18 protein-coding genes are annotated in these 23,045 nt (G+C 32.6%); 14 read left to right on the top strand and 4 right to left on the bottom strand.

Translation table 11 applies throughout. From position 1 onward, the window contains the following. Positions 1 to 12: 12 nt before the first annotated feature. Together DFQ06_RS06815 and DFQ06_RS06810 are read right to left on the bottom strand one after the other, a co-directional pair. Complete coding sequence (locus DFQ06_RS06815) at positions 13 to 2,238, bottom strand: RelA/SpoT family protein (RefSeq protein ID WP_133966793.1); 2,226 nt, start codon at positions 2,236 to 2,238, stop codon at positions 13 to 15. Positions 2,239 to 2,304: 66 nt separating this feature from the next. Continuing rightward, positions 2,305 to 2,883: a non-canonical purine NTP diphosphatase gene (locus DFQ06_RS06810; RefSeq protein WP_133966791.1), complete on the bottom strand. Its 579-nt coding sequence runs from the start codon at positions 2,881 to 2,883 to the stop codon at positions 2,305 to 2,307. 276 nt (positions 2,884 to 3,159) lie between these two features. On the opposite strand from DFQ06_RS06810, the gene DFQ06_RS06805 reads away from it, so the two are divergent. The 3 genes from DFQ06_RS06805 to hpf all read left to right on the top strand — a co-directional run bounded on the left by DFQ06_RS06805 (position 3,160) and on the right by hpf (position 9,228). Beyond that, positions 3,160 to 8,397, top strand: coding sequence for a PAS domain S-box protein (locus DFQ06_RS06805; RefSeq protein ID WP_133966789.1), 5,238 nt, complete (start codon positions 3,160 to 3,162; stop codon positions 8,395 to 8,397). A 10-nt stretch (positions 8,398 to 8,407) separates the two neighbouring features. After that, the gene (locus DFQ06_RS06800; RefSeq protein ID WP_042498201.1) at positions 8,408 to 8,821 is read left to right on the top strand and encodes a response regulator; all 414 of its coding nucleotides are present in this window, start codon (positions 8,408 to 8,410) and stop codon (positions 8,819 to 8,821) included. Between the two features lie 107 nt (positions 8,822 to 8,928). Then, positions 8,929 to 9,228: a ribosome hibernation-promoting factor, HPF/YfiA family gene (hpf, locus tag DFQ06_RS06795; protein WP_042498204.1), complete on the top strand. Its 300-nt coding sequence runs from the start codon at positions 8,929 to 8,931 to the stop codon at positions 9,226 to 9,228. A 138-nt stretch (positions 9,229 to 9,366) separates the two neighbouring features. On the opposite strand, the gene rlmH is transcribed toward hpf, so the two are convergent. Further along, positions 9,367 to 9,840: a 23S rRNA (pseudouridine(1915)-N(3))-methyltransferase RlmH gene (gene rlmH / locus DFQ06_RS06790; RefSeq protein WP_042502889.1), complete on the bottom strand. Its 474-nt coding sequence runs from the start codon at positions 9,838 to 9,840 to the stop codon at positions 9,367 to 9,369. Positions 9,841 to 9,968: 128 nt separating this feature from the next. On the opposite strand from rlmH, the gene nadC reads away from it, so the two are divergent. The 4 genes from nadC (at position 9,969) to priA (ending at position 14,785) form a co-directional block, all read left to right on the top strand. Then, positions 9,969 to 10,829 carry a carboxylating nicotinate-nucleotide diphosphorylase gene (gene nadC / locus DFQ06_RS06785; protein WP_042498210.1) on the top strand — a complete coding sequence of 287 codons (861 nt, stop codon included), beginning with the start codon at positions 9,969 to 9,971 and terminating at the stop codon, positions 10,827 to 10,829. 114 nt (positions 10,830 to 10,943) lie between these two features. Next, entirely contained in the window at positions 10,944 to 11,885 is a 942-nt protein-coding gene (locus DFQ06_RS06780) for a YihY/virulence factor BrkB family protein (RefSeq protein WP_074939219.1), read from the top strand. Positions 11,886 to 11,887: 2 nt separating this feature from the next. After that, a complete protein-coding gene (locus DFQ06_RS06775; protein WP_042502886.1) occupies positions 11,888 to 12,310 on the top strand; it encodes a DUF2147 domain-containing protein in 423 nt (140 codons plus the stop codon). Positions 12,311 to 12,334: 24 nt separating this feature from the next. Further along, positions 12,335 to 14,785: a replication restart helicase PriA gene (gene priA, locus DFQ06_RS06770; RefSeq protein WP_133966787.1), complete on the top strand. Its 2,451-nt coding sequence runs from the start codon at positions 12,335 to 12,337 to the stop codon at positions 14,783 to 14,785. Positions 14,786 to 14,855: 70 nt separating this feature from the next. On the opposite strand, the gene DFQ06_RS06765 is transcribed toward priA, so the two are convergent. Next, positions 14,856 to 15,551: a LytR/AlgR family response regulator transcription factor gene (locus DFQ06_RS06765; RefSeq protein ID WP_042498213.1), complete on the bottom strand. Its 696-nt coding sequence runs from the start codon at positions 15,549 to 15,551 to the stop codon at positions 14,856 to 14,858. A gap of 206 nt (positions 15,552 to 15,757) precedes the next feature. On the opposite strand from DFQ06_RS06765, the gene rpsF reads away from it, so the two are divergent. The 7 genes from rpsF to hisS all read left to right on the top strand — a co-directional run bounded on the left by rpsF (position 15,758) and on the right by hisS (position 23,014). Then, on the top strand, positions 15,758 to 16,096 hold the full coding sequence (gene rpsF / locus DFQ06_RS06760) for a 30S ribosomal protein S6 (RefSeq protein ID WP_042498216.1): 339 nt from the start codon (positions 15,758 to 15,760) through the stop codon (positions 16,094 to 16,096). A gap of 2 nt (positions 16,097 to 16,098) precedes the next feature. Continuing rightward, positions 16,099 to 16,395, top strand: coding sequence for a 30S ribosomal protein S18 (gene rpsR / locus DFQ06_RS06755; protein ID WP_042498218.1), 297 nt, complete (start codon positions 16,099 to 16,101; stop codon positions 16,393 to 16,395). A gap of 13 nt (positions 16,396 to 16,408) precedes the next feature. Further along, positions 16,409 to 16,855, top strand: coding sequence for a 50S ribosomal protein L9 (gene rplI, locus DFQ06_RS06750; RefSeq protein ID WP_042498223.1), 447 nt, complete (start codon positions 16,409 to 16,411; stop codon positions 16,853 to 16,855). Positions 16,856 to 16,991: 136 nt separating this feature from the next. Then, the gene (locus DFQ06_RS06745) at positions 16,992 to 20,126 is read left to right on the top strand and encodes a TonB-dependent receptor (protein WP_133966785.1); all 3,135 of its coding nucleotides are present in this window, start codon (positions 16,992 to 16,994) and stop codon (positions 20,124 to 20,126) included. A gap of 66 nt (positions 20,127 to 20,192) precedes the next feature. After that, on the top strand, positions 20,193 to 21,065 hold the full coding sequence (locus tag DFQ06_RS06740; RefSeq protein WP_133966783.1) for a glycerophosphodiester phosphodiesterase family protein: 873 nt from the start codon (positions 20,193 to 20,195) through the stop codon (positions 21,063 to 21,065). A gap of 39 nt (positions 21,066 to 21,104) precedes the next feature. Then, on the top strand, positions 21,105 to 21,572 hold the full coding sequence (locus DFQ06_RS06735) for a DUF6495 family protein (protein ID WP_042498229.1): 468 nt from the start codon (positions 21,105 to 21,107) through the stop codon (positions 21,570 to 21,572). Between the two features lie 71 nt (positions 21,573 to 21,643). Then, positions 21,644 to 23,014: a histidine--tRNA ligase gene (gene hisS / locus DFQ06_RS06730; protein WP_133966781.1), complete on the top strand. Its 1,371-nt coding sequence runs from the start codon at positions 21,644 to 21,646 to the stop codon at positions 23,012 to 23,014. Positions 23,015 to 23,045: the final 31 nt, after the last annotated feature.

Raw genomic sequence — 23,045 nt, 5'->3', positions numbered from 1 at the left:
TTTACACTTTTTTTACACTCTAGTAACCTTATCTATACCATTAATTTTTTTAAGACGGTCTAAAAGTTTTTTCAAAAGGGTTTTATTCTTCACCACAACATCAATTTTTCCTGAGAAAAGCCCATCGTCACTTTGAAAACTAATACTTTTCATATTAACACTCATGTTCTCAGAAATTATGGTGGTAATGTCGTTGACTAACCCAATATGATCAATTCCGGTTAAAGAAATATGTGCCAAGAATTCTTGCTGAGAAGAATCGATCCATTTGGCAGGCATGATCCGGTAGGCGTAATTAGATTGTAAACTCAATGCATTGGGGCAATTCATTTTATGAACTTTCAAACCATCGGAAACAGTTAAAAACCCAAAAACATCATCACCAGGTATCGGGTGGCAACAGGTGGCTAATTTATAATCTAGCTTTTCTTCTTCTTTATTAAAAACAACAGCATCGTATTTTGCTGTAATTTCATCTTTTTCTAATTCGTCGGTATTAATATTGGCTTTACGAGTTATTTTACTTTTAAGGAAACTCATTAAAGCATTACTTCTCGATGCCGCATATGCCTTAAGCATAGTGTTATCTATAGTGCCAAGGCCAACTCTGTAAAATAAATCTAAACTTGTTTTAAGCTTAAAGTAGTTAACCATTTCGTTAACAGAAGCTTCGTTAAGGTTAATTTTAAGTTGTTTTAATTTTCTGCGTAAAATTTCTTTACCATCTTCTCCTATAAGTTTTCTGTCTTCTTTTAAGGCAGATTTAATTTTACTTCGTGAGCGCGCCGTGGTAGAGTAATCTAACCAGTTTGGATTAGGTTTGGCATTTTCTGAAGTTAAAATATCGACTTGGTCTCCACTTTTTAGCTCGTAACTAAGCGGTACCAGCTTGCCGTTAACTTTAGCGCCTCTCGTTTTCATACCAACTTCAGTATGTATGCTAAATGCAAAATCGAGAGTTGTGGCACCTTTTGGTAAAGATTTTAAATCTCCTTTAGGAGTAAAGACAAATATTTCTTTTGAATATAGATTTAGTTTGAATTGCTCTACAAAATCTACAGCATTGGTATGCGGATTCTCTAAGGCTTCCTGCAATCTATTTATCCAACTTTCTAAATTATCTTCTTTTTCGCTTCCTTGTTTATATTTATAGTGTGCTGCATAACCTTTTTCGGCGATTTCATTCATACGCTCACTACGTATTTGCACTTCTACCCAACGGCCTTTTGGCCCCATTACTGTAATATGTAGCGCCTCGTAGCCTGTACTTTTAGGTGAAGAAATCCAATCGCGAAGACGAATAGGGTTTGGCCTAAAGTGATCGGTAACTATAGAATATATTTTCCAAGCAAGAAATTTTTCGTTCTGCGGGTCGGCATCACATTTATATATAATTCTAATTGCAAACTTATCATAAACTTCATCGAAAGATACCCCTTGGTTAATCATCTTCTTCCTAATAGAGAAAATAGATTTCGGACGTCCTTTTATCGTGTAGTTTAGTTTTTCTTTGTCTAGAGAGTGTTTAATAACTTCACTAAATTGTTCAATATAAAGATCTTGGTCTTTTTTGCTTTCTTTAGTTTTGTTTAAAATATCGTTGTAATCTACAGGCTCTAGATATTTTAAGCCTAAATCTTCTAATTCTGTTTTTATATTATAAAGTCCAATACGGTGGGCTAAAGGAGCATAAATATAAAGGGTTTCCGAGGCAATTTTAATTTGTTTATCCGGCCTCATGGAATCCATAGTTTGCATGTTGTGCAACCTATCGGCAATTTTTATAATAATAACGCGAACATCATCATTTAGAGTAAGTAACATTTTACGAAAGTTTTCCGCTTGGAGCGAAACATCCATATCTTGATCTTTACTTAAAGAAGAAATTTTGGTTAATCCAGCAACAATTGTTGCAATGGTTTTGCCAAATTGTTTTTCAATATCTTCTATGGTATAATCTGGGCTATCTTCAACAACATCATGCAGTAAAGCAGCGGCAATAGAGGTACCGTCCAAGCCAATTTCTTGAGCTACAATTTTGGCCACAGCAATGGGATGGAAAATGTAAGCTTCTCCAGATTTACGGCGTTGGTCTTTATGTCCGTCTACGGCAACTTCAAAAGCCCTACGAATTAGTTTTTTATCATCATCAGAAAGCGTAGTGTAACTAACCTTTAGCAGTTCTTTATACGCTTTTTTTATGGCCGCATTCTCTTTTTCTAAGTATTCCTCTGTCATAGACTAAATGTAATAAAACAATTTTAATAGCCAACCCCAAAAAGATTTTTTTTTAATGCGTTATGCTTAATTTTTTTCATTTAAAAAATCAACTAACTGCTTAACAGCTTTACCTCGATGGCCAATACTGTTTTTTACACTTAAGTCCATTTCGGCAAAGGTATTGTTATGGTTATTGGGTTTAAAAACGGGATCGTAACCAAAACCTTTTTCACCATGCTTTTGTGTTGTAATTTCACCTTTACAAATACCTGTAAATGTATACAGTTCTCCATTTAGATGTAGTGCGATTACCGTTTTAAATTGGGCAGATCTATCGGTTTCATTGTGTAATTCGGTTAAAAGTTTGTTGGTGTTATCTTCTGCATTACGCTGTTCTCCTGCATAACGTGCCGAATAAACTCCTGGTTCACCGTTTAAAGCATTAACTTCTAAGCCTGTATCGTCGGCAAAACAGTCGTAATTATAATTCGTTTTTATGTATTCGGCTTTTTGCTTGGCATTACCTTCAATTGTATTTTGAGTTTCAGGCACATCTTCAAAGCAGCCAATATCTTTTAAACTAAGAAGTTCAATTTCACTCGGAATTAAAGATTGTACTTCTTTTATTTTATTCATATTATTTGTAGCAAAAACTAGTCTCATTCGTAATGTGGGGTTTTTATGACTGTAAAAGTCTTATTTAGTTTAACTTATTGTGAAAAAAACGTACATAATTATATATAATTTCATATTTTGGCATAGTTTTGTTAATATTTGTAGCCCCGAATAATAATACATATATCCCTCTGTTTCGTGTTTTTCTTATTCCAATTGTGGGCTTAAGTGTAATAATAGCATTCTATTTTTAAATATTAGAATTAAAATAAAAATAATTTTTGTTAAGTAAAGTCAATTAATATTGATTGCTAAAAGCTATTAATGGAAAAATTAGAAAAATCTATAAAGAAAAGATATCTACTATTTGTCTCTTCTATTATAATAATCACTTTAACTGCCTTGTTTATTGTTCAAAGTAGTATCAGCTCACAGATTTTAGATTCTAAATTAATTAGTGTTGCTGGAAAACAACGTGTTTTGGCTCAGCGTATCTCTAAAATTGCGTTTAGTATTGGGTATGACGACAAGCAGGAGGCCAATATAAACTTACTAGACAATTTATCGAATGTTACAAAACAATGGGATAGTTTACAGGCATATCAGCAGGCTATTAATAACAAAAAGGAAAATAGCGAAACTGTAGCTGTTCTTCTAGAAAAAAATAAATCCTATTTAAATAAATTATCAGCTTTTGGTAAAAATGTTATTGGTCAATCTGATTTTGAATTATTAAAAGCAGAATTAGAAAATATTGCAGAATTCGAGAAGCCTTACTTTGAAAATATTGATACTTTAATTTCTGAATATCAAAAAGAAGGAGAGAAAAACCTAAAAACTTTAAAAACTGTTATTTATTCTCTTGCTATAGGAACCTTTTTATTGTTACTAGGTGGTTTTTTAACAGTGATACGCCCAGCATTCAAGAAATTTTTGTTCAATTTAAAAGAAATAAAATCTTCTAACTATGAGTTAGAAGCGTCAAGAGCTGAAATAAAAATAAACCTTTCCGAGCTTAGAAAGCTTAAAACAGATTTGGAACTTAAAGAAGCCAATAATAAAATATTTATAGAGCAGGCTCCAACAGCTATTGCTATGTTAGATACTAATATGTGCTATATAGCAGCTTCTAAAAAATGGATTTCAGATTATAAAATGGAACATGAAGAGATTGTTGGTCGCTGCCATTATGATCTTTTTCCTGAAATTGGAGACGAGTGGAAAGCCAACCATCAAAAATGCTTAAATGGAGCGATAGATGTTTGTGATGAAGCTCCTTTTGTGCGTTTGGATGGCACAGTGCAATGGATTTATTGGGATGTGAGGCCTTGGTATATTTCCGAAGGTGTTGTTGGAGGCTTAATTATGCATACCGGTGATATTACGCATATTAAACAGAAAGAGGAAGAAAAAGATAGGATAGAAAAAATATTAGAAAAAACAACTGAAATTGCTCGTATTGGAACTTGGGATGTTGATTTAATAAAAGGCACCATATTTTGGAGTAAAGTTGTTTTTGAAATACATGAATTACCTTTAGATTATGAGCCAGATTTAGAAACGGCTATTAATTTTTATAAAGAAGGAGAAAGTAGAGCTACTATACAAGAAGCCGTTAGAAAGGCAATGGAGCATGGTACGTCTTACGATGTAGAACTGGAATTAGTAACAGCTAATGGAAAAACGGTTTGGACGCGGGCCATTGGTCAGGCTGAATTAGTAAATGGCGAATGTGTTCGTATTTATGGGGTTTTTCAAGATATTGATAAGATAAAAAGTTCTGAGCTTGCTTTAAGTAAAGCGCATACAGAATTGAAAGCTATTTTTAATTCTGGAACAATAGCCATTGTTTCTACTAATGCAGATGGTATTATTAATCATTTTAATCATGGAGCTGAACTTCTAACAGGATATTCTGCATCTGAAATGATTGGTCTAAAAAGACCAAGCTCGTATCATTTACAAGAAGAACTCGATAGGTTTAGAACAGATATAGCTGATTTATATGGAAAAGATTCCGAAGGCTTTAATGCGCAGTTAGAACTCTCCAAAAATAATGCTTATGATACTCGTGAATGGACGTATTTAAGAAAAGACGGAACAACGCTGCCGGTACAATTAACCTTAACTTCTATAAAAGATGAAGAAGGTGAGCTTATTGGGTATTTAGGAGTATCAACCGATGTGTCGGAAAGAAGAATTGCTCAAAACGAACTTTTAAGAAAAAATCAATTATTAACATTTGCTGAGAAAATTACCAAAATGGGAAATTGGCAGTGGGATGTTGTCAATAATACAGGGAAATTATCGGGTGGAATGTATGAGATTTATGAGGTAGACCTTAATGTGACTACTATGGGGTTTGATGATTTTTTTAAGTTTGTTCACCCAGAGGATAAGGAGAAAGTGGGACTTCATGCTAAAGCTTCATTAGAAAACAAAGTATTTGAAAACAACTTTGTACACCGTATAATTACTGCTAAAGGAAATGTGAAAATAGTTCAGCTATTAGGTGAGGTAATTACAAATGAAGTAGGAGACGTTATTGAAATTATTGGAACATGCCAAGATATTACCGTACAGAAAATGTCAGAAAATAAGTTTAGAGGCTTATTAGAATCTGCTCCAGATGCCATGGTAATAACTAATGAAAAAGGAGAAATTCAACTTATAAATAAACAAGCTGAAAAATTATTTGGCTATAACATAGACGAATTATTAGGGCAATCTGTAGAAATACTAATTCCTCAAAGATTCTCAGGACCTCATCAGGGGCATAGAGAAAACTATTTTGAAAAACCTCACGTTCGATCTATAGGAGAAGAAAAAGAATTGTATGCCATTAATAAAGAAGGAAAAGAAATTCCAATACAAATAAGTCTTAGCCCTCTTGAAACGGAGCAAGGTGTATTGGTGTCAGCAGCAATACGAGATATTACAGCCCAAAAATTGGCTAAAAGTGAGTTATTGCGTAAAAACCATTTTTTAAGTTTTGCTGAAAGAATAGCCAAGATGGGGAATTGGCAATGGAATGTAGTTGCTGATACATTAGAATGGTCGGACAATATGCATGGTATCTACGGAAGTGATAAAAACGAAACAGATTTAAATTATTATACGTTTTTTAATTTTGTTCACCCAGAAGACCAAGACTTGGTTACTAAATATATAGATGAGGCTTACAGAGAAAAAAAGTTCCCGAGTAATTTTATACACCGCATTATTACTACAGATGGTGAATTGAAAACCGTACATTCTTTAGGTAAGGTTATTCTTGATGATCAAGGTGAAATTATCGAAATGATTGGAACCACCCAAGATATTACGGAACATAAAATGGCTGAAGCCGAACTTTTGCGTAAGAATCATTTTCTAAATTTTGCTGAAAGAATAACAAAGATGGGGAATTGGCAATGGGATGTTGTTACAGATACCCTAAAGTGGTCGGCTAATTTGTATGGTATTTTTGAGCATGATGTAACGGATGAGAATTTAAATTATAATACGTTTTTTAGTTATGTGCATCCCGACGATAAAGCATTTATTACGCGTTTTATAGAAGATGCTTTTTTAGAAAAGAAGTTTCCGGATAATTTTATACACCGCATAGTTACAAGTAGAGGAAAAATAAAAACAGTTCATTTCTTAGGTGAGGTAATTCTTGATGATCAAGGAGAAATTTTTGAAATGATAGGAACTTGCCAAGATGTTACCGAACAAAAAATGGAGGAAAATAAGTTTAGAGGCTTGTTAGAATCTGCGCCAGATGCTATGGTGATTACTGATGAGGCTTCCAAAATTCAAATGATTAATAAGCAAGCAGAGAAAATGTTTGGTTATAAAATTGAAGAATTATATAATAAATCTGTCGATTTACTATTGCCTAAACGTTTTTTAACGGGCTGCGAAGCTAAAGTTGATACGTTATTAGGAGATTTAGTAGGAACTGAATCTTCGGGGGAAGAAGATTTAGCAGCTATGAATAAGGAGGGAAAAGAATTTCCCGTTCAAATAACTTTAAGTCCATTAGAAACGGAAGATGGTGTTTTAGTTTCTGCGGCAATAAGGGATATTACGGCGCAAAAATTAGCTAAGGCAGAGTTGCTACGTAAAAATCAATTGTTAACTTTTGCTGAGAAAATTACCATGATGGGTAATTGGCAGTGGGACCTTATCACAAATGAGGTAAAATGGTCTGCTAATCTTTATAAAATTTTTGGATTGGATAAAGATACTGAGTTGGCTTATGATACCTATTTTAGTTCTGTTTATGAGGATGATAAAGAACTTGTTTCAAAGCATGTAGAGCAGGCTATTGCTGATAAAGACTTTTTAGATTTAACACATCGTATTTCGTTGCCAGATGGTTCTTTAAAAACAATTCAACTCTTAGCAGAGGTGGCTACAGATGCTAATGGTGAAGTTATTGAAATGACAGGAACTTGCCAAGATGTAACAGCCCAGAAAATGGCTGAGAATAAGTTTAGAGGCTTACTAGAGTCTGCGCCAGATGCTATGGTAATTACTAATGAAGACTCCTTAATTCAAATTATAAACAAGCAGGCAGAATTACTTTTTGGATATAAAATAGACGAAATTTATAATAAACCTATAGATTTACTCTTGCCAATTCGATCTTTAGAAGATCATGAGTTTCAGAGAAAATCGTTTCTTAATAAACCGAAAACAACCGAACTGTCTGAAGGTAGAGATATGTTCGCCATTAATAAAAATGGAAGGGAATTCCCTATACAAATGAGCTTAAGCCCCTTGAAAACAGAAGAAGGGATGTTAATATCTGCTGTAATAAGGGATGTTACGGATCAAAAAACGGCTCAAAATAAAATAATTAAAGCTAAAAATGATCTAGAGATTCTAGCTCAAAAATTAATTAAAAATAATAATCAATTAGCCGATTTTGCACACATTACATCGCATAATTTAAGAGCTCCAGTAAGTAATCTTAATTCGCTTCTAGGTCTGTATAACGCTTCAGTTAGTGAAGATGATAAAGCATTTTTGTTCGAGAAATTTGAAAAAGTAATAAATCACCTTACGGTGACATTAAATACTTTAGTAGATGCTGTTAAAATTAAAAACAACACACCTAAAGAATTTGAAAAACTTAAATTTAATGATGTTTTAAATAAAACAAAAGAAATTTTAACAGGGCAAATCATGAAGAATGAGGCTATTATTACTAGCGATTTCTCCGAAATATCAAAAATAAAATACGATAGAATTTATTTAGAAAGTATTTTTCTTAACTTAGTAGGGAATTCTATTAAGTATCGCTCTAAAAATCGTGTTCCAGAAATATTTATTAAATCTGAGATTATCGATGGAAAAGTTAGATTGTTCTTTCAAGATAATGGCTTAGGAATTGATTTAGAAAAGCACGGTCATAAATTATTTGGCCTTAACAAAGTATTTCATAGGCATCCAGAAGCAAAGGGTGTTGGTTTATTTATGGTTAAAACACAAGTAGAAGCATTGAATGGTACAATATATGCAACAAGTAAAGTAAACGAGGGTACTACGTTTTATATTAATTTTAATTAATTGAGTTATGATGAATACACCTGTTAATATTTGCATAGTTGATGATGATGATATTTATCAATTTACTGTAGTAAAAACACTGGAGTTATTAGAGTTTGAAAAAAATATAAAAGTTTTTTCTGATGGAGAAGAAGCCTTAGAGTTTCTGTTAAGCAATCTAAACCAAAATGATGAGCTTCCAGATGTTATTTTTCTAGATATTAATATGCCTATTATGGATGGCTATCAATTTATGGAAGAGTATGTTAAAATTAAATCTAAGCTTGGTAAGAAAACAGTAATATATATGGTGTCTTCATCTGTAGATCCTGTAGATATTGAAAAGGCTAAAAGAATTAGTGATATATCAGATTATATTATAAAACCTATTGAGCCAGGGAAGCTTAAAAGCATAATGGAACAATTAATAAAAGAAAGTAATTAGAGAGCTGTTGAGTATGAGTTAGTTGGGCTAAAACCGTTTTATATATGACGAAAATCATTTAAAATCAGAATTCCCAAAGCTATATTTGATAATATAAAATATAAGTTATGATAGTAAATTTTGAATACGTAGGAGTAGATGTAAGCGAAACATTAACAGCTTTCACAGAAGAGAAATTAGAGAAATTATTTAATCGTTATGAGTTTTTAATAAGCGCAACGGTTCATTTTAAACAAGATGAAAAGGCTCATGATGCTGGTAAAATATGTAATATTGAATTAAGCTTACCAGGACCAAGAATATTTGCAACATCAAACGAGCGTAATTTTGAGGTTTCGGTTAGAGAAACAGTTAACGATTTAGAAAAACAACTTAAAAAACGTAAAGAAGTTTATAAAACGCACTAGAATTTAAGAGTATCATATACAAGTTAGAAAGAGGGCTGAAATTTTATTTTAGCCCTCTTTTTTGCTTTTGAATAAGGTTTTAATAAAATCTTAGATTAAAATCTGTTTTACTAAAAGTTTAAAAATTATAATTTTAACCTAACGGTGGTGGTAAGGCTCATTTCTTAAAATAGTAAAACCCCGATAAAGTTGTTCAATAAAAAACAGGCGAATCATTTGGTGCGAAAATGTCATTTTAGATAAAGATATTTTACCTTTTGCTACGGCGTAAATCTCATCCGAAAATCCGTAAGGTCCACCAATAACAAAAACCAATTGCTTAATTCCAGAGTTCATGTGTTTCTGTAAGTAATCAGAAAAACCTACAGAATTAAACTGTTTTCCGTTCTCGTCAAGTAATATTAAGGTGTCGGTATTGCTTAATTTCTTCAAAATAAGTTCGCCTTCTTTTTGTTTTTGTAAATCTTCACTTAAATTTTTAGAATTTTTTATATCCGGAATAATTTCTAACGAGAACTTAATGTAAAAACCTAAACGCTTCTGATAATCAGCTATTAACGCTAAAAGTTGTTTGTTGTCTGTTTTTCCTATGGCAATAAGTTTGATAGTCATATAAGCAAAATTACTATTTAGTATTTATGAATAATGTATTTAAATAAGAAAAATTCTTAAATTTCGTAAAAGTAAAATTTATTTTCGTAAATCAATTTCTTACTTTTGTTGCAAACCAAAAATAAATTATGATTACACAGGAGCAATTTGATACAGAAGTGAAAATGATAATTTCTAACGCTATACGTGAAGATGTTGGTGATGGTGATCATAGTTCTTTAGCTTGTATCCCTGAAAATGCAAGAGGGAAAGCTAAACTTTTAGTTAAAGATAAAGGTATTATTGGCGGTGTTAATTTTGCTAAAAAAGTTTTTGCTTACGTAGATAAAAATTTAAAATTAGACGTACGTATTGAAGATGGAACAGAGGTAACATACGGAGATATTGTTATGTATGTAGAAGGTTCTTCTCAATCTATTTTAAAAGCAGAGCGTACGGTTTTAAACGCAATGCAACGTATGAGTGCTATTGCTACTAAAACGAGAATGTTTGTGGATTTGGTGGAAGGTACTAAAACTAAAATTTTAGATACTAGAAAAACTACACCAGGAATTCGTGTGTTAGAAAAATGGGCTGTAAAAATTGGTGGTGGAGAAAATCACAGATTTGCACTTTACGACATGATTATGCTTAAAGATAATCATATCGATTTCGCAGGAGGTATTACTAAAGCCATTACTATGGCTAAAGAATATTTAACAGAAACTGGTAGAGATTTACAAATTATGGTAGAAGCTCGCGATTTAAGTGAAGTTGAAGAGATTTTACAATCAGAAGGTGTTTATCGTATTTTAATAGATAATTTCGATTATGAAGATACTAGAAAAGCGGTAAAATTAATTGGTAATAAGTGTTTAACAGAATCTTCTGGAAATATTAACGAAGCAACAATTCGTCATTATGCCGAATGTGGAGTTAATTTTATTTCTTGTGGAGCGTTAACGCATTCTGTACACAATATGGATTTAAGTTTAAAAGCGATGAAATAGTTTTTAATTTCATAAAATATATAAAAGAGTGTCTATATAGACACTCTTTTTTTATACCTTGCTTTCAGTAATTACTTTATTAACTTTGTATTTATTCTGTTTAATTTTTTATTAATGACAAAACCCATTGAAGACAAGCTAGATAAAATTCCTGTAATTAATATCTTGGTTCGGTTTTTAAAAAAATTAAAATTACCAGGATTAGAAGGTCTTTCATTTTACGATTTAGTAGAGCTTTATGTTATCGGGATTGCAAAAGGTGCTTTAGCTACACGAGCTAGTGCCATCGCTTTTAGTTTTTTTATGGCTATTTTTCCGTTTCTATTATTTGTGCTTATCATTATTCCATATGTACCTATAGATGATTTTAAAATAGAATTTTTAGTGTTTCTAGAATCGTTTTTACCACCAAATACATCAGATTTTTTCTTTGAAAATATTTTTGAAAACATCGACCAATCGCAGCGTGGCGGTCTATTATCCTCTGTGTTTGTTTTATCCATTGGTTTAATGGCAAATGGTGTAAATGCAGTGTTTTCGGGGTTCGAGAACTCGTATCACGAGCAACTTACCCGAAATGTGTTTAAACAATATCTGTATGCATTAGGTATTGCATTAATATTGGCATTTTTACTTATTATTACCATTGTGGTGTTAGGTTATTTTCAGTTGTACGTGGTGCAAGGCTTGTTTGATGCCTTAGAGCATCGTGGTTACGAGGTAGCGAGCCAAGGCTTGTTCTGGACCGATGTTGTAAAGTATTTATTTTTTGTACTTATGGTGTATTTAGCAACGGCAACCTTATATTATTTTGGCACAAAAGAAGGGAAATATTCTAATTTTTTCTCAATAGGTGCTCTTTTTACAACCTTACTTATTATATTAACGTCTTATTTTTTCGGTTTGTATATCGAAAACTTCGGACAATACAATAAACTATACGGGTCTATTGGCGCGTTATTAATATTAATGTTTTACTTATGGCTCAACTCTAATATTTTGTTGCTTGGTTACGAGTTGAACGCCTCATTAAATAAACTTAGAAAAAGCTTTTAATTATGAAGAAATACATTTGGTTAATTACAATTTGCATGCTGTCGATATCAGTTCAATCTCAAGACATTTTAGGACAATGGAAAACAGTTGATGATGAAACAGGAGCGCACAAATGTATTATCGATATTTATGAAGAAAATGGTAAAGTGTACGGTAAGGTTATAGAAATTCTTGAACCCTTTGATAAAAACACCTTGTGTCAAGATTGCGAAGGTGATAAAAAAGACAAGCCTATCCTTGGTATGGTTATTATTAATGAGCTCGAAAAACATGGAGAGCATTATAAAAATGGAACTATTTTCGATGCTGAAAATGGTAAAGAGTACAAATGTAGAATTGTGTTAGATAAAGAAACAGGTAAGCTACAAGTTCGAGGCTATATTGCATTTTTATACCTTACGCAATATTGGATTCGACATAAATAATTATTCAATTTAAGGATTATTGCTTTGCACTATATAGACGTTATAATACCCATTCCGCTTCAAAAATTATTCACCTATAGCATTACAGCTTCGGAGTTCGATTTTATAAAGCCAGGTATGCGTGTTGCTGTTCCTTTTGGGAAATCTAAAATTTATACGGGTATTGTTTATCGTGTGCATCATGATGCACCAACGGCTTATGAAGCTAAAGAAATTCAGCAAATTTTAGACGAAACTCCTGTTGTTAATCAAAAGCAATTGAAGCTCTGGGATTGGGTTTCTAGTTATTATATGTGCACCATGGGAGATGTTATGCGTGCCTCATTGCCAAGTGCATTTATTTTAGAAAGTGAAACTGTAATTTCTAAGAATAATAAAACCACTATAGACGAATCTACTTTAAAAGATGATGAGTTTTTGGTTTACGAAGCTTTGCACCATCAATCGTCTTTAAAAATTCAGGATATTTCTAATATCTTGAGTAAGAAGAATGTGCTATCTGTTATTAAGCGCTTAATTGAAAAAGAAGCTATTTCTGTTGAAGAAGAGGTTTACGAAAAGTATAAACCAAAATTAGTGCGCTATGTTAAGTTGCATACGTTTTATTCTACGGAAAAAGAATTTCATGAGTTAATGAACGATTTAAGTCGCGCTCCAAAGCAGCGTGATGTCGTGATGACGTTGTTTTCTATTTCTGCAAAAACGAGAAAACCTGTAAAAGTTTCTGAGTTATCGGAAGAGAGTGGCGCTTCAACTTCAATTATAAAATCTTTAATAGATAAAAGTGTTTTAGAAGAATATTTTATTCAAACAGACCGTGTTCAGTATTCTGGTGAAGAAAATGAAAACTCTAAAAAACTAAATAGTTACCAAGAGACGGCTTTATCAGAAATAAAAGACACTTTCGAAAAGCATCAGGTTACTTTATTACATGGCGTTACTTCTTCAGGAAAAACGGAAGTGTATGTTAAGTTAATTGAAGATATTCTAAATTCTGGGCAGCAAGTATTGTATTTGTTACCAGAAATAGCTTTAACCACACAGTTGGTTAATAGACTTCAGAATTATTTTGGAGATCAAGTCGCGGTATTTCATTCTAAATATTCATCTCATGAACGTGTTGAGGTTTGGAATCAGGTTTTAGAACTTTCCGCGAAAGCGAAAATAGTGTTAGGTGCGCGTTCATCGATATTTTTACCTTTTGATAATTTAGGATTAATAATTGTTGATGAAGAGCATGAGCAATCGTTTAAACAATTTGATCCAGCACCACGCTACCATGCAAGAGACACAGCTGTAGTTTTGGCTCATTTACATAAGGCTAAAGTGCTTTTGGGCTCGGCAACACCAAGTTTAGAAAGTTATTTTAATGCACAGCAAAACAAATATGGCTTTGTAGAGCTTATGCATCGCTTTAATGATGTATTGATGCCAGAAGTGGAGTTGGTTGATATTAAAGAAAAGCAGAAGAAAAAGCGCATGAAAGGTCATTTTAGTGATAGACTTATTGCTGAAATGACAGAAACATTAGCGGAAGGGCATCAAATTATTTTGTTTCAAAACCGCAGAGGCTTTTCGCCTATTGTAGAGTGCAGTACTTGTGGTGAGGCACCACAATGCCCTAATTGTGATGTTAGTTTAACGTACCACCAATATCGAGACCAGTTACGTTGTCATTATTGTGGGTATGTTGTGGCTATGCTTAGAAAATGTGCAGCTTGTGGTAGTCCAGAACTGGATAACAAAGGTTTTGGAACAGAACAGATTGAAGCTGAGGTAAAGGTGTTGTTTCCTGAGCATAACGTGGCGCGTATGGATTTGGATACTACGCGGGGTAAATATGGTTACGAGAAGATTATAACGGCATTAGAACAGCAAGAAATCGATATTTTGGTTGGTACACAAATGCTTACTAAGGGTCTAGATTTTAGAAACGTAAAGCTAGTTGGTATTATGAATGCCGATAATATGCTTAATTTTCCTGACTTTAGAGCGCACGAGCGTAGCTTTCAGCTTATGTTGCAGGTATCGGGTAGGGCAGGTAGAACGGAAGAGCGCGGCAAGGTTTTAATACAGACTTACAATCCGTACCACAATATTTTACAGCAGGTGTCTACTAATAATTATATCGATATGTTTAAAGAACAAATGAACGAGCGGTATAATTTTAAGTACCCGCCAATTTATAAGCAAATTAAAATTACGCTAAAACATAAAGATTATAGTCGTGTGGAAATCGCAGCAGATTGGTATGCTACGTCGTTAAGGCAAGTGTTTAAAGAACATGTTTTAGGGCCAGAATTCCCGCCTGTATCACGAATTAGAAATCAATATCATAAAAATATTTTGGTAAAAATACCGAAGGAACACTCTTTAGCAAAAACAAAAGAAGCTATCATTAAAATTAACAATAGCTTCTTGAATGTAAAAGATTTTCGCTCGGTTCGTGTTATCCTTAATGTGGATAATTACTAGTTCAGCTAAAATAAAAATGGGGTAATAATTATTTTAGTAGAATTTTCCTTTTTTTTAAAGGAGAGCGTTATTAAATATTATTTAACGCATCAACAAGTTGCGTTTTCTTATTTCTACTTAAAGGAATTTCATAAGCACCAACTTCAACGTTTTTGCTATTAAATCTGTCAATTTTATCCAAATTAACGATGTAAGATTTATGAATTCTTAAAAATTTACCTTCTGGTAATTCTGCTTCAAAAGATTTCATAGTCGATAAAACTACTAAGCTATTTTCTTCAGTTACTAGTTTAACGTAATCACCAAGGGCTTCAATCCACTTAATGTCTTTAATGTAAACTTTACGTTTTTTAAGGTTACTTTTTACAAATATATGTTCGCCATCTTCTTCGTTAAAGTCTAGAGTTAATCTATGTTGCTCTAAAGCTTTATCTACAGAAGTATTAAAGCGCTCTCTTGTAATTGGTTTATGTAAATAATCGGTAGCATCATAATTAAATGCTTTAAATGCATATTCCGTTTTACCTGTTACAAATATAATTTGAGGTTTATTATTTAATACATCTAAAAGCTCAAATCCGTTTAGTACTGGCATTTCAATATCTAAAAAGATTAAATCTACTTGATGTGTATTTAAACCATTTTTGGTTTCCAACGCACTACTGTACTCTGCTATTAAATTTAATGAGGGATGGTTCTCTACTAATTTCACAATAGAGAGGCGTTGTATGGCTGAATCGTCTACTACTACACAGTTTAATGTCATAACATTTCTTTTATTTCGGTTAAGATATCGACAATAGTACGAAAAATTCGGCTAAAAACCAAAAATCATCGGCAAACTGTAGATTTTAACATTTTTTTAACACTGAAATAATATGCTGTTCGCATAAAATAAATAAGATTAAGTTGTGTAAGATATAAATATTAATTACTTTTGCAGCCAATTTTTAACAATAAAAATAGATTTTTATGAATCATTATGAAACTGTTTTCATCTTAAATCCCGTTTTATCTGAAGATCAGATAAAGGAGACAGTAAAGAAATACGAAGATTTTCTTGTTTCTAACGGCGCTAAGATGGTATCAAAAGAAAACTGGGGGCTTAAGAAGTTAGCTTACCCTATTCAAAACAAAAAAAGTGGATTTTATCACTTATTTGAGTATCAAGTAGCCGGAGAGGTTATCAATCCTTTAGAAGTAGAGTTTAGACGTGACGAGCGTTTTATGCGTTATTTAACAGTAGCGTTAGATAAACATGCTATTTCTTGGGCAGAAAGAAGAAGAGAGAAACTTAAACAAAAAGCTTAATTATGTCATCAATAGAACAACAATCTAAAGGAAAAAAAGACGGCGAAATTAGATATTTAACGCCTCTAAATATTGAAACTAATAAGCAAAAGAAATATTGTCGTTTCAAAAAATCAGGTATCAAGTATGTAGATTATAAAGATGCAGACTGGTTACTAAGATTTGTAAATGAGCAAGGTAAAATTTTACCTCGTCGTTTAACAGGAACTTCATTAAAGTATCAAAGAAAAGTGTCTGTTGCTGTAAAAAGAGCGCGTCACTTAGCTTTAATGCCGTATGTAGCTGATTTATTAAAATAAAATACTGATAACAATGGAACTTATATTAAAACAAGACGTTGAAAATTTAGGATTTAAAGACGATGTTGTAACAGTTAAGAACGGTTATGGTAGAAATTTTTTAATTCCTCAGAAACAAGCTATTATAGCAACTGTTTCAGCTAAAAAAGTATTAGCAGAAAATTTAAAGCAACGTGCCTTTAAAGAAAAGAGAATAGTTGATGAAGCTAATGTAGTTGCAGAAGCTTTAAAAGCATTAGAAATTAAAATCCAAGCTAAAGTTGGAACAGGAGATAAATTATTTGGTTCTGTAAACAACATCGATTTAGCAGCGGCTTTAGAAAAAGAGGGTCAAGCAATTGATAAGAAATATATTACGCTTACAACTGTTAAACGTTTAGGTAAATATACTGCCGCAATTCGTTTACACAGAGATGTAAATGTTGATTTAGAATTCGACGTTATTGCTCAAGCAAACTAATTTGTTAACATAAAGTTAATAAAAGTTTTAAATATAATTAACCACTCCTTTGGAGTGGTTTTTTTTTGGTCTATTTTTACTAGCGTTATGCATGCATAATTTTTCAAACTTAATACTTTAACTCAATCTTCAAACAATGAAAAAAATTACATTATTATTTTTCTTTATGTTTATTGGAGTAATGGCTTTTGCACAAGTCACCACTTCTAATATTAAAGGACTCGTTTTAGATCAAGGTTCAGTTCCCTTACCAGGAGCTAATGTTTTAGCTATCCATACACCAACAGGTACAAAATATGGAGCAGCAACTAATTTTGATGGCCGTTTTAATTTACTAAATTTAAGAGTAGGTGGGCCATACACTATTACAGTGAGCTATGTAGGTTACAAAGAGCAAACCTTTAATAATGTTTACCTAACATTAGGGAAAACTCAAAATGTAGATGTTACTTTATCTGAAGATAGCGAACAACTAGATGCTGTGGTTATACAAGGTACAGGAGGTACAGGTACTTTTGGTAGTGATAGAACTGGAGCAGAAACTAGTGTTGGTCGTAGAGAGTTAACACGTTTACCAACTATTTCTAGATCGCAATCTGATTTTACCAGATTAGAGCCAACTGCTAGTGGTGGATCTTTTGGAGGTAGAAACGATCAGTTTAACAATTTCTCCTTAGATGGTGCCATTTTTAATAATCCTTTTGGATTAGATGCAGCAACTCCAGGTGGGCAAACAGGTTCTCAACCCGTTTCTTTAGATGCTATAGAGCAAATTCAAGTATCTACAGCACCTTATGATGTTACACAATCTGGATTTACTGGAGCTTCAGTAAATGCAGTTACTAAAAGTGGAACAAACCAATTTCATGGTACGGTTTATGGGTTTTATAGAGATGAAACCATGACTGGGAAAAAAATTAAAGGAGAAGATGTGGCGAGACCGGACTTAAACCAAACACAATATGGTGTGAGTATTGGAGGACCAATTATTAAAGATAAATTATTCTTTTTTGCGAATTTTGAAAAGGATGAACGTGACGATTTAGGAACTAACGGCTGGACACCAAACACGGGTACCGGCGGTATTACCGAGTCTAGAGTTTTAGAAAGTGATTTAATTGCTGTGCAAACAGCGTTAAGAGCTCAAGGTTACGATCCAGGGGCTTACCAAGGATTTACACATGCTTCGGAATCTACAAAAGGTATTTTTAAAATAGATTGGAATATTAATGATAGCAACCGTTTAGCTGTTATTTACAATTTTTTAAATGCTTCTCAAGAAAAACCAGCCCATCCTTCGGCTATTAATCCACGTGGTCCAGATGCAACAACGTTACAATTTCAAAATTCGGGTTACGAAATTAATAATAATTTAAAATCTATACAGGTTGAGTTAAATTCTACTTTATCCGAAACATCAACTAATAAATTACAAATTGGGTATACACATTTCGACGATTTTAGAACACCGTTTTCTACACCTGCTCCAGTTATTAATATTTATAAAGATGGTTCTCCATATATTATAGCGGGTCACGAACCTTTTTCAATTAATAACAAGTTAGATCAAAAAGTATTTCAATTTACAGATAATTTAAACTTCTTTCAAGGCGATCACACCTTTACTATCGGAACATCTTTCGAGAAATTTGAATTCGATAACTCTTTTAATTTAAAAGGATATGGTTTTGATGTTTTTGGAAGCGTGGATATTGCAGATTTTAATGCTGCTGATTATGATTTTGCAGGAGCACAAGCAACATTCAACTCTAGAAATAGTTTGGCTGATGGAGTAGATAATGGCTGGTTATTAGCAGAAACAAACGTTGGTCAGTTGGCTTTTTATGCTCAAGATGAATGGAATGTTTCTGAAAAACTAAAATTAACATATGGTGTTCGTTTTGATAAGCCTTTGTTTTTTGATACAGCAGATAATGCGCAAGAATTTATAGATACAGAAAATGGAGAAATCTATTTGCCAGATGTAGAATATATAGATCCTAATACAGGAGAACCTTTACTAATAGATTCAACAAGAATGCCTAATAATGATTGGTTAGTATCGCCTAGAGTTGGTTTTAATTATGATGCTAATGGCGATAGCTCTTTTCAATTAAGAGGTGGTACAGGTTTATTTACAGGGCGTTTTCCTTTTGTTTGGGTAGGAAACCAAGTAAGTGGTGTAGATGCATTTTTCTACCAAGCTGTAGATCCAGATTTTAAATTTCCACAAGTTTGGAGAACAAACTTAGGTTTAGATAGAAAACTTGAAAACGGTATTATATTAACAGCAGATTTATCATATACTAAAGATGTAAATGGAATTCACGTTCAAAACTGGGGGTTAAATAAACCTACAAGTCAGTTACAAGGTGTAGATAATAGAGCCATTTATGGAGATGGTGATCATGCCAAAGCAACATTACCTTGGGGAGAAGTTATTAATGGCAATGCTTTTGTAATGACAAACTCGAATAAAGGTCGTATTTGGAATGCATCTTTAAAAGCTCAAAAAACCTTTGCTAACGGTATATATTCTATGCTAGCATATAGTTATTTAGATGCTAGGGATGTAAACTCTATTGAGGCTGAAATTACAGGAGACGCCTTTAACGGTAACCCTGCATTAGGTAACGTAAATAACGATGTGCTTTCGCATTCTAAATATGGAGATAAGCATCGTTTTATTGGTGTAGCTAGTAAAAAATGGGATTACGGAAACGATAAATGGTCTACCACAATATCTACATTTTTTGAATATGCACAAGGTGCTCGTTTTAACTATACCTATGGTGGAGATATAAATGGAGATGGTTCTGGAATAAACGATTTAATTTATATTCCTACTTCTAGTGAAATTGGTCAAATGCAATTTGCTGGAACTGGAGATGCTGCTGCACTAGAGTCTTATATAGCTCAAGACGATTACTTAAATGACAATAGAGGACAATATGCAGAACGTTACGGAGCATTAGCGCCTTGGAGAGGTAAATGGGATGTAAAGTTCATGCAAGATTATAGAATTAAAGTATCTGAAGATAAAACAAATACCATCCAATTTAGTTTAGATATTTTAAACTTTGGTAACTTATTAAATTCAGATTGGGGAATTATACAACAACCAAATAATGTACAACCAATAGGAGTTTCTGTTGACGATACAGGAGTGCCAACTTACTCTTTTAACGGAAATCAAACTCAAACCTTTGGTTTTGATTCTAGTTTAGCTTCTAGATGGCAAGCTCAAGTAGGTTTACGTTATATTTTCTAAGATAATAACAGATATATTCTTAAATTTGGCGCTCCTTAACTAAGGGGCGCTTTTTTTATAAATAATATGAAATATATAGTTATACTTTGTCTTTTTGTAGTGAGTTTTTCGTGTAAAGAAGAACCTAAAAAACAAGAAGCATCTACAAAATCGGTTTTAATTGATCGATTGGCTTATCAGGCTAATAAAACTCCTGTTATTAGTGTGCACAGAGGAGGGAAGTCTATTGAGAATTACCCAGAAAATTGTTTAGAAACCTTAAAGTATATAAACGATAGTATTCCTGCCGTTTATGAAATTGATATCGCTAAAACTAAAGATAATGTACTTGTTTTAATGCACGATAATAGCTTAGGTAGAACTTCTACGGGCGAAGGTGATATTACAAATTATACCTATCAAGAATTATTACAGTATAATTTAGAAGACGATTTTGGTAACGAAACCACTTTTAAAATTCCATTGTTTAAAGATGTTCTTATTTGGGCTAAAGAAAATAATGTGATATTAACTATCGATATAAAAAAGAGTGTTTCTGTAGATCAAGTTGTCGCTTTGGTTAAAGAAACTGGTGCTGAAAATATTTCTATAATTATTACTTATGATATGAAACAAGCCAGCGCAGCCTATAAAGCAGCTCCAGAATTGTTGTTATCTGTATCTGCTAGAAATGATAAGGAATTAGATTGGTTGTTACATTCTGAAATTCCTACTGAAAATATGATTGCTTTTACCGGAACAAGATTGTCTCCTGAAGCATTTTATAAAAAACTACACGATTTAGGTATTACTTGTATGCTCGGTACTTTAGGAAACTTAGATAAACAAGCTCAAGCTAAAGGTGATCATCTTTACAAAAAATGGGTTGATTTAGGTGTTGACGTTATTGCAACCGATAGGCCTTTTTCAGCGGCTGCAAGTTTAAATATTAAAAAATAAAATATACAATTCTCTTAATTTCGAGAAAAACATATAAGAATGAAGTATTCAAGATTAACAAAAGAACAGTTCGAAGAATTACACCAAGAATTTATAAACTTTTTGGCAACCCAATCTATAACTGCCGATGAGTGGACCAACTTAAAAGCTAATAAACCCGATTTAGCAGAAATGGAATTGGATGTGTTTAGTGATTTAATTTGGGAAGGCGCTCTAAATAAAGCGGAATATCTTGAGCATTTTGCTCCAAAACACATGTATTTATTTCATTTAAAGGAAGATCAAATGCATGCCATTGTAGTTAACATAAAAAACGATGTTGATATTACAACACAGGAAGGATACGATTGGCTTCGTGAAAACTTAATGGATGAAAGTGTTGAGTTTTTGCAAGCAGATAAAGCTTATTCTGATGATAAAAATTTAGATAAATTTAAAATGATTGAACAAGGCGCTTCTATTACTAAAGGTGAATTGTACAAGTATTTTTATAAGCTGATTAATTAAGGATTCGCTTACGCGGAAATTAAAAAAGTACTAATTAAAAAGAAAACCCTACGTGAGTAGGGTGTTTATATATGGCTCAAAAACCAAGTATTCCAAAAGGAACTAGAGATTTTAACCCAGAACAAGTTGCAAAACGAAACTATATTTTTAATAGTATTCGTGGCGCTTTTCAAACCTTTGGATTTCAACCTATAGAAACACCAAGTTTTGAAAACTCCGATACCTTAATGGGGAAATATGGAGAAGAAGGCGATCGTTTGATTTTTAAAATTTTGAATTCAGGTGATTATTTAAACAAGGCTAACGAGCAAGCTTACACTGAAAAAGACTCTACCAAATTAACATCTAGTATTTCAGAAAAAGCACTCCGCTACGATTTAACTGTACCTTTTGCACGTTACGTAGTACAGCACCAAAACGAAATAGAATTTCCTTTTAAACGCTATCAAATACAGCCAGTTTGGCGTGCTGATAGACCACAAAAAGGCCGTTTTAGAGAGTTTTTTCAATGTGATGCCGATGTCGTTGGATCTAAATCACTTTGGCAAGAAGTAGAGTTTATTCAGCTTTACGACACTGTTTTTTCAGCATTAAAACTAGAAGGAGTTACTATTAAAATTAATAACCGAAAAATACTTTCTGGTATTGCAGAAGTTATTGGAGCAAGCGATAAATTAATCGATTTCACGGTGGCTTTAGATAAGCTTGATAAAATAGGCGAGGAGAAGGTAAAAGAAGAAATGCGTTCTAAAGGAATTTCAGAAGAAGGCATTTCAAAACTTCAACCGTTATTTACACTTTCTGGCGATTTTGAATCTCAAATAGAAAGCTTAAAATCCATTTTAAACACGTCCGAAGAAGGAAAAAAAGGTATTGAAGAATTGGCTTTTATTAACGAAGCTATTTTAGAATTAGGTTTAAAAACAGCAGCATTGCAACTCGATGTTACTTTAGCCAGAGGTTTAAATTATTACACTGGTGCTATTTTTGAAGTCGCAGCACCAAAAACGGTGAGCATGGGTTCTATTGGTGGCGGTGGTCGTTACGACGATTTAACTGGTATTTTCGGTATGAAAGATATGAGTGGTGTTGGTATTAGTTTTGGTTTAGATCGTATTTATTTAGTTTTAGAAGAACTTGGTTTGTTCCCTGAAACGGTATCAAAAAACATTGAAGTGTTATTTATCAACTTTGGAGATAAAGAGGCTTTATTTAGTTTAAAAGCTATTAAGGTGTTACGTAAAAATGATATTAATGCAGAACTTTACCCTGATGCTGCTAAGATGAAAAAACAAATGAATCACGCTAATAAACGTGCTATTCCTTTTGTAGTTTTAGTTGGTGATAACGAAATGGAATCTGATACTTACACTTTAAAAAATATGGTGTCGGGTGAACAACTAAATGTATCGCTACCTGATTTGATAAAACAAATAAAGTAAGCATAAAATATAAAGTATATTACTAAAAAAA

The organism is Algibacter lectus, assembly GCF_004368925.1.
GTDB lineage: Bacteria > Bacteroidota > Bacteroidia > Flavobacteriales > Flavobacteriaceae > Algibacter > Algibacter lectus.
The sequence above is the reverse complement of the archived record's forward strand: the minus strand, read 5'-3'. Positions and strand labels throughout refer to the sequence as shown.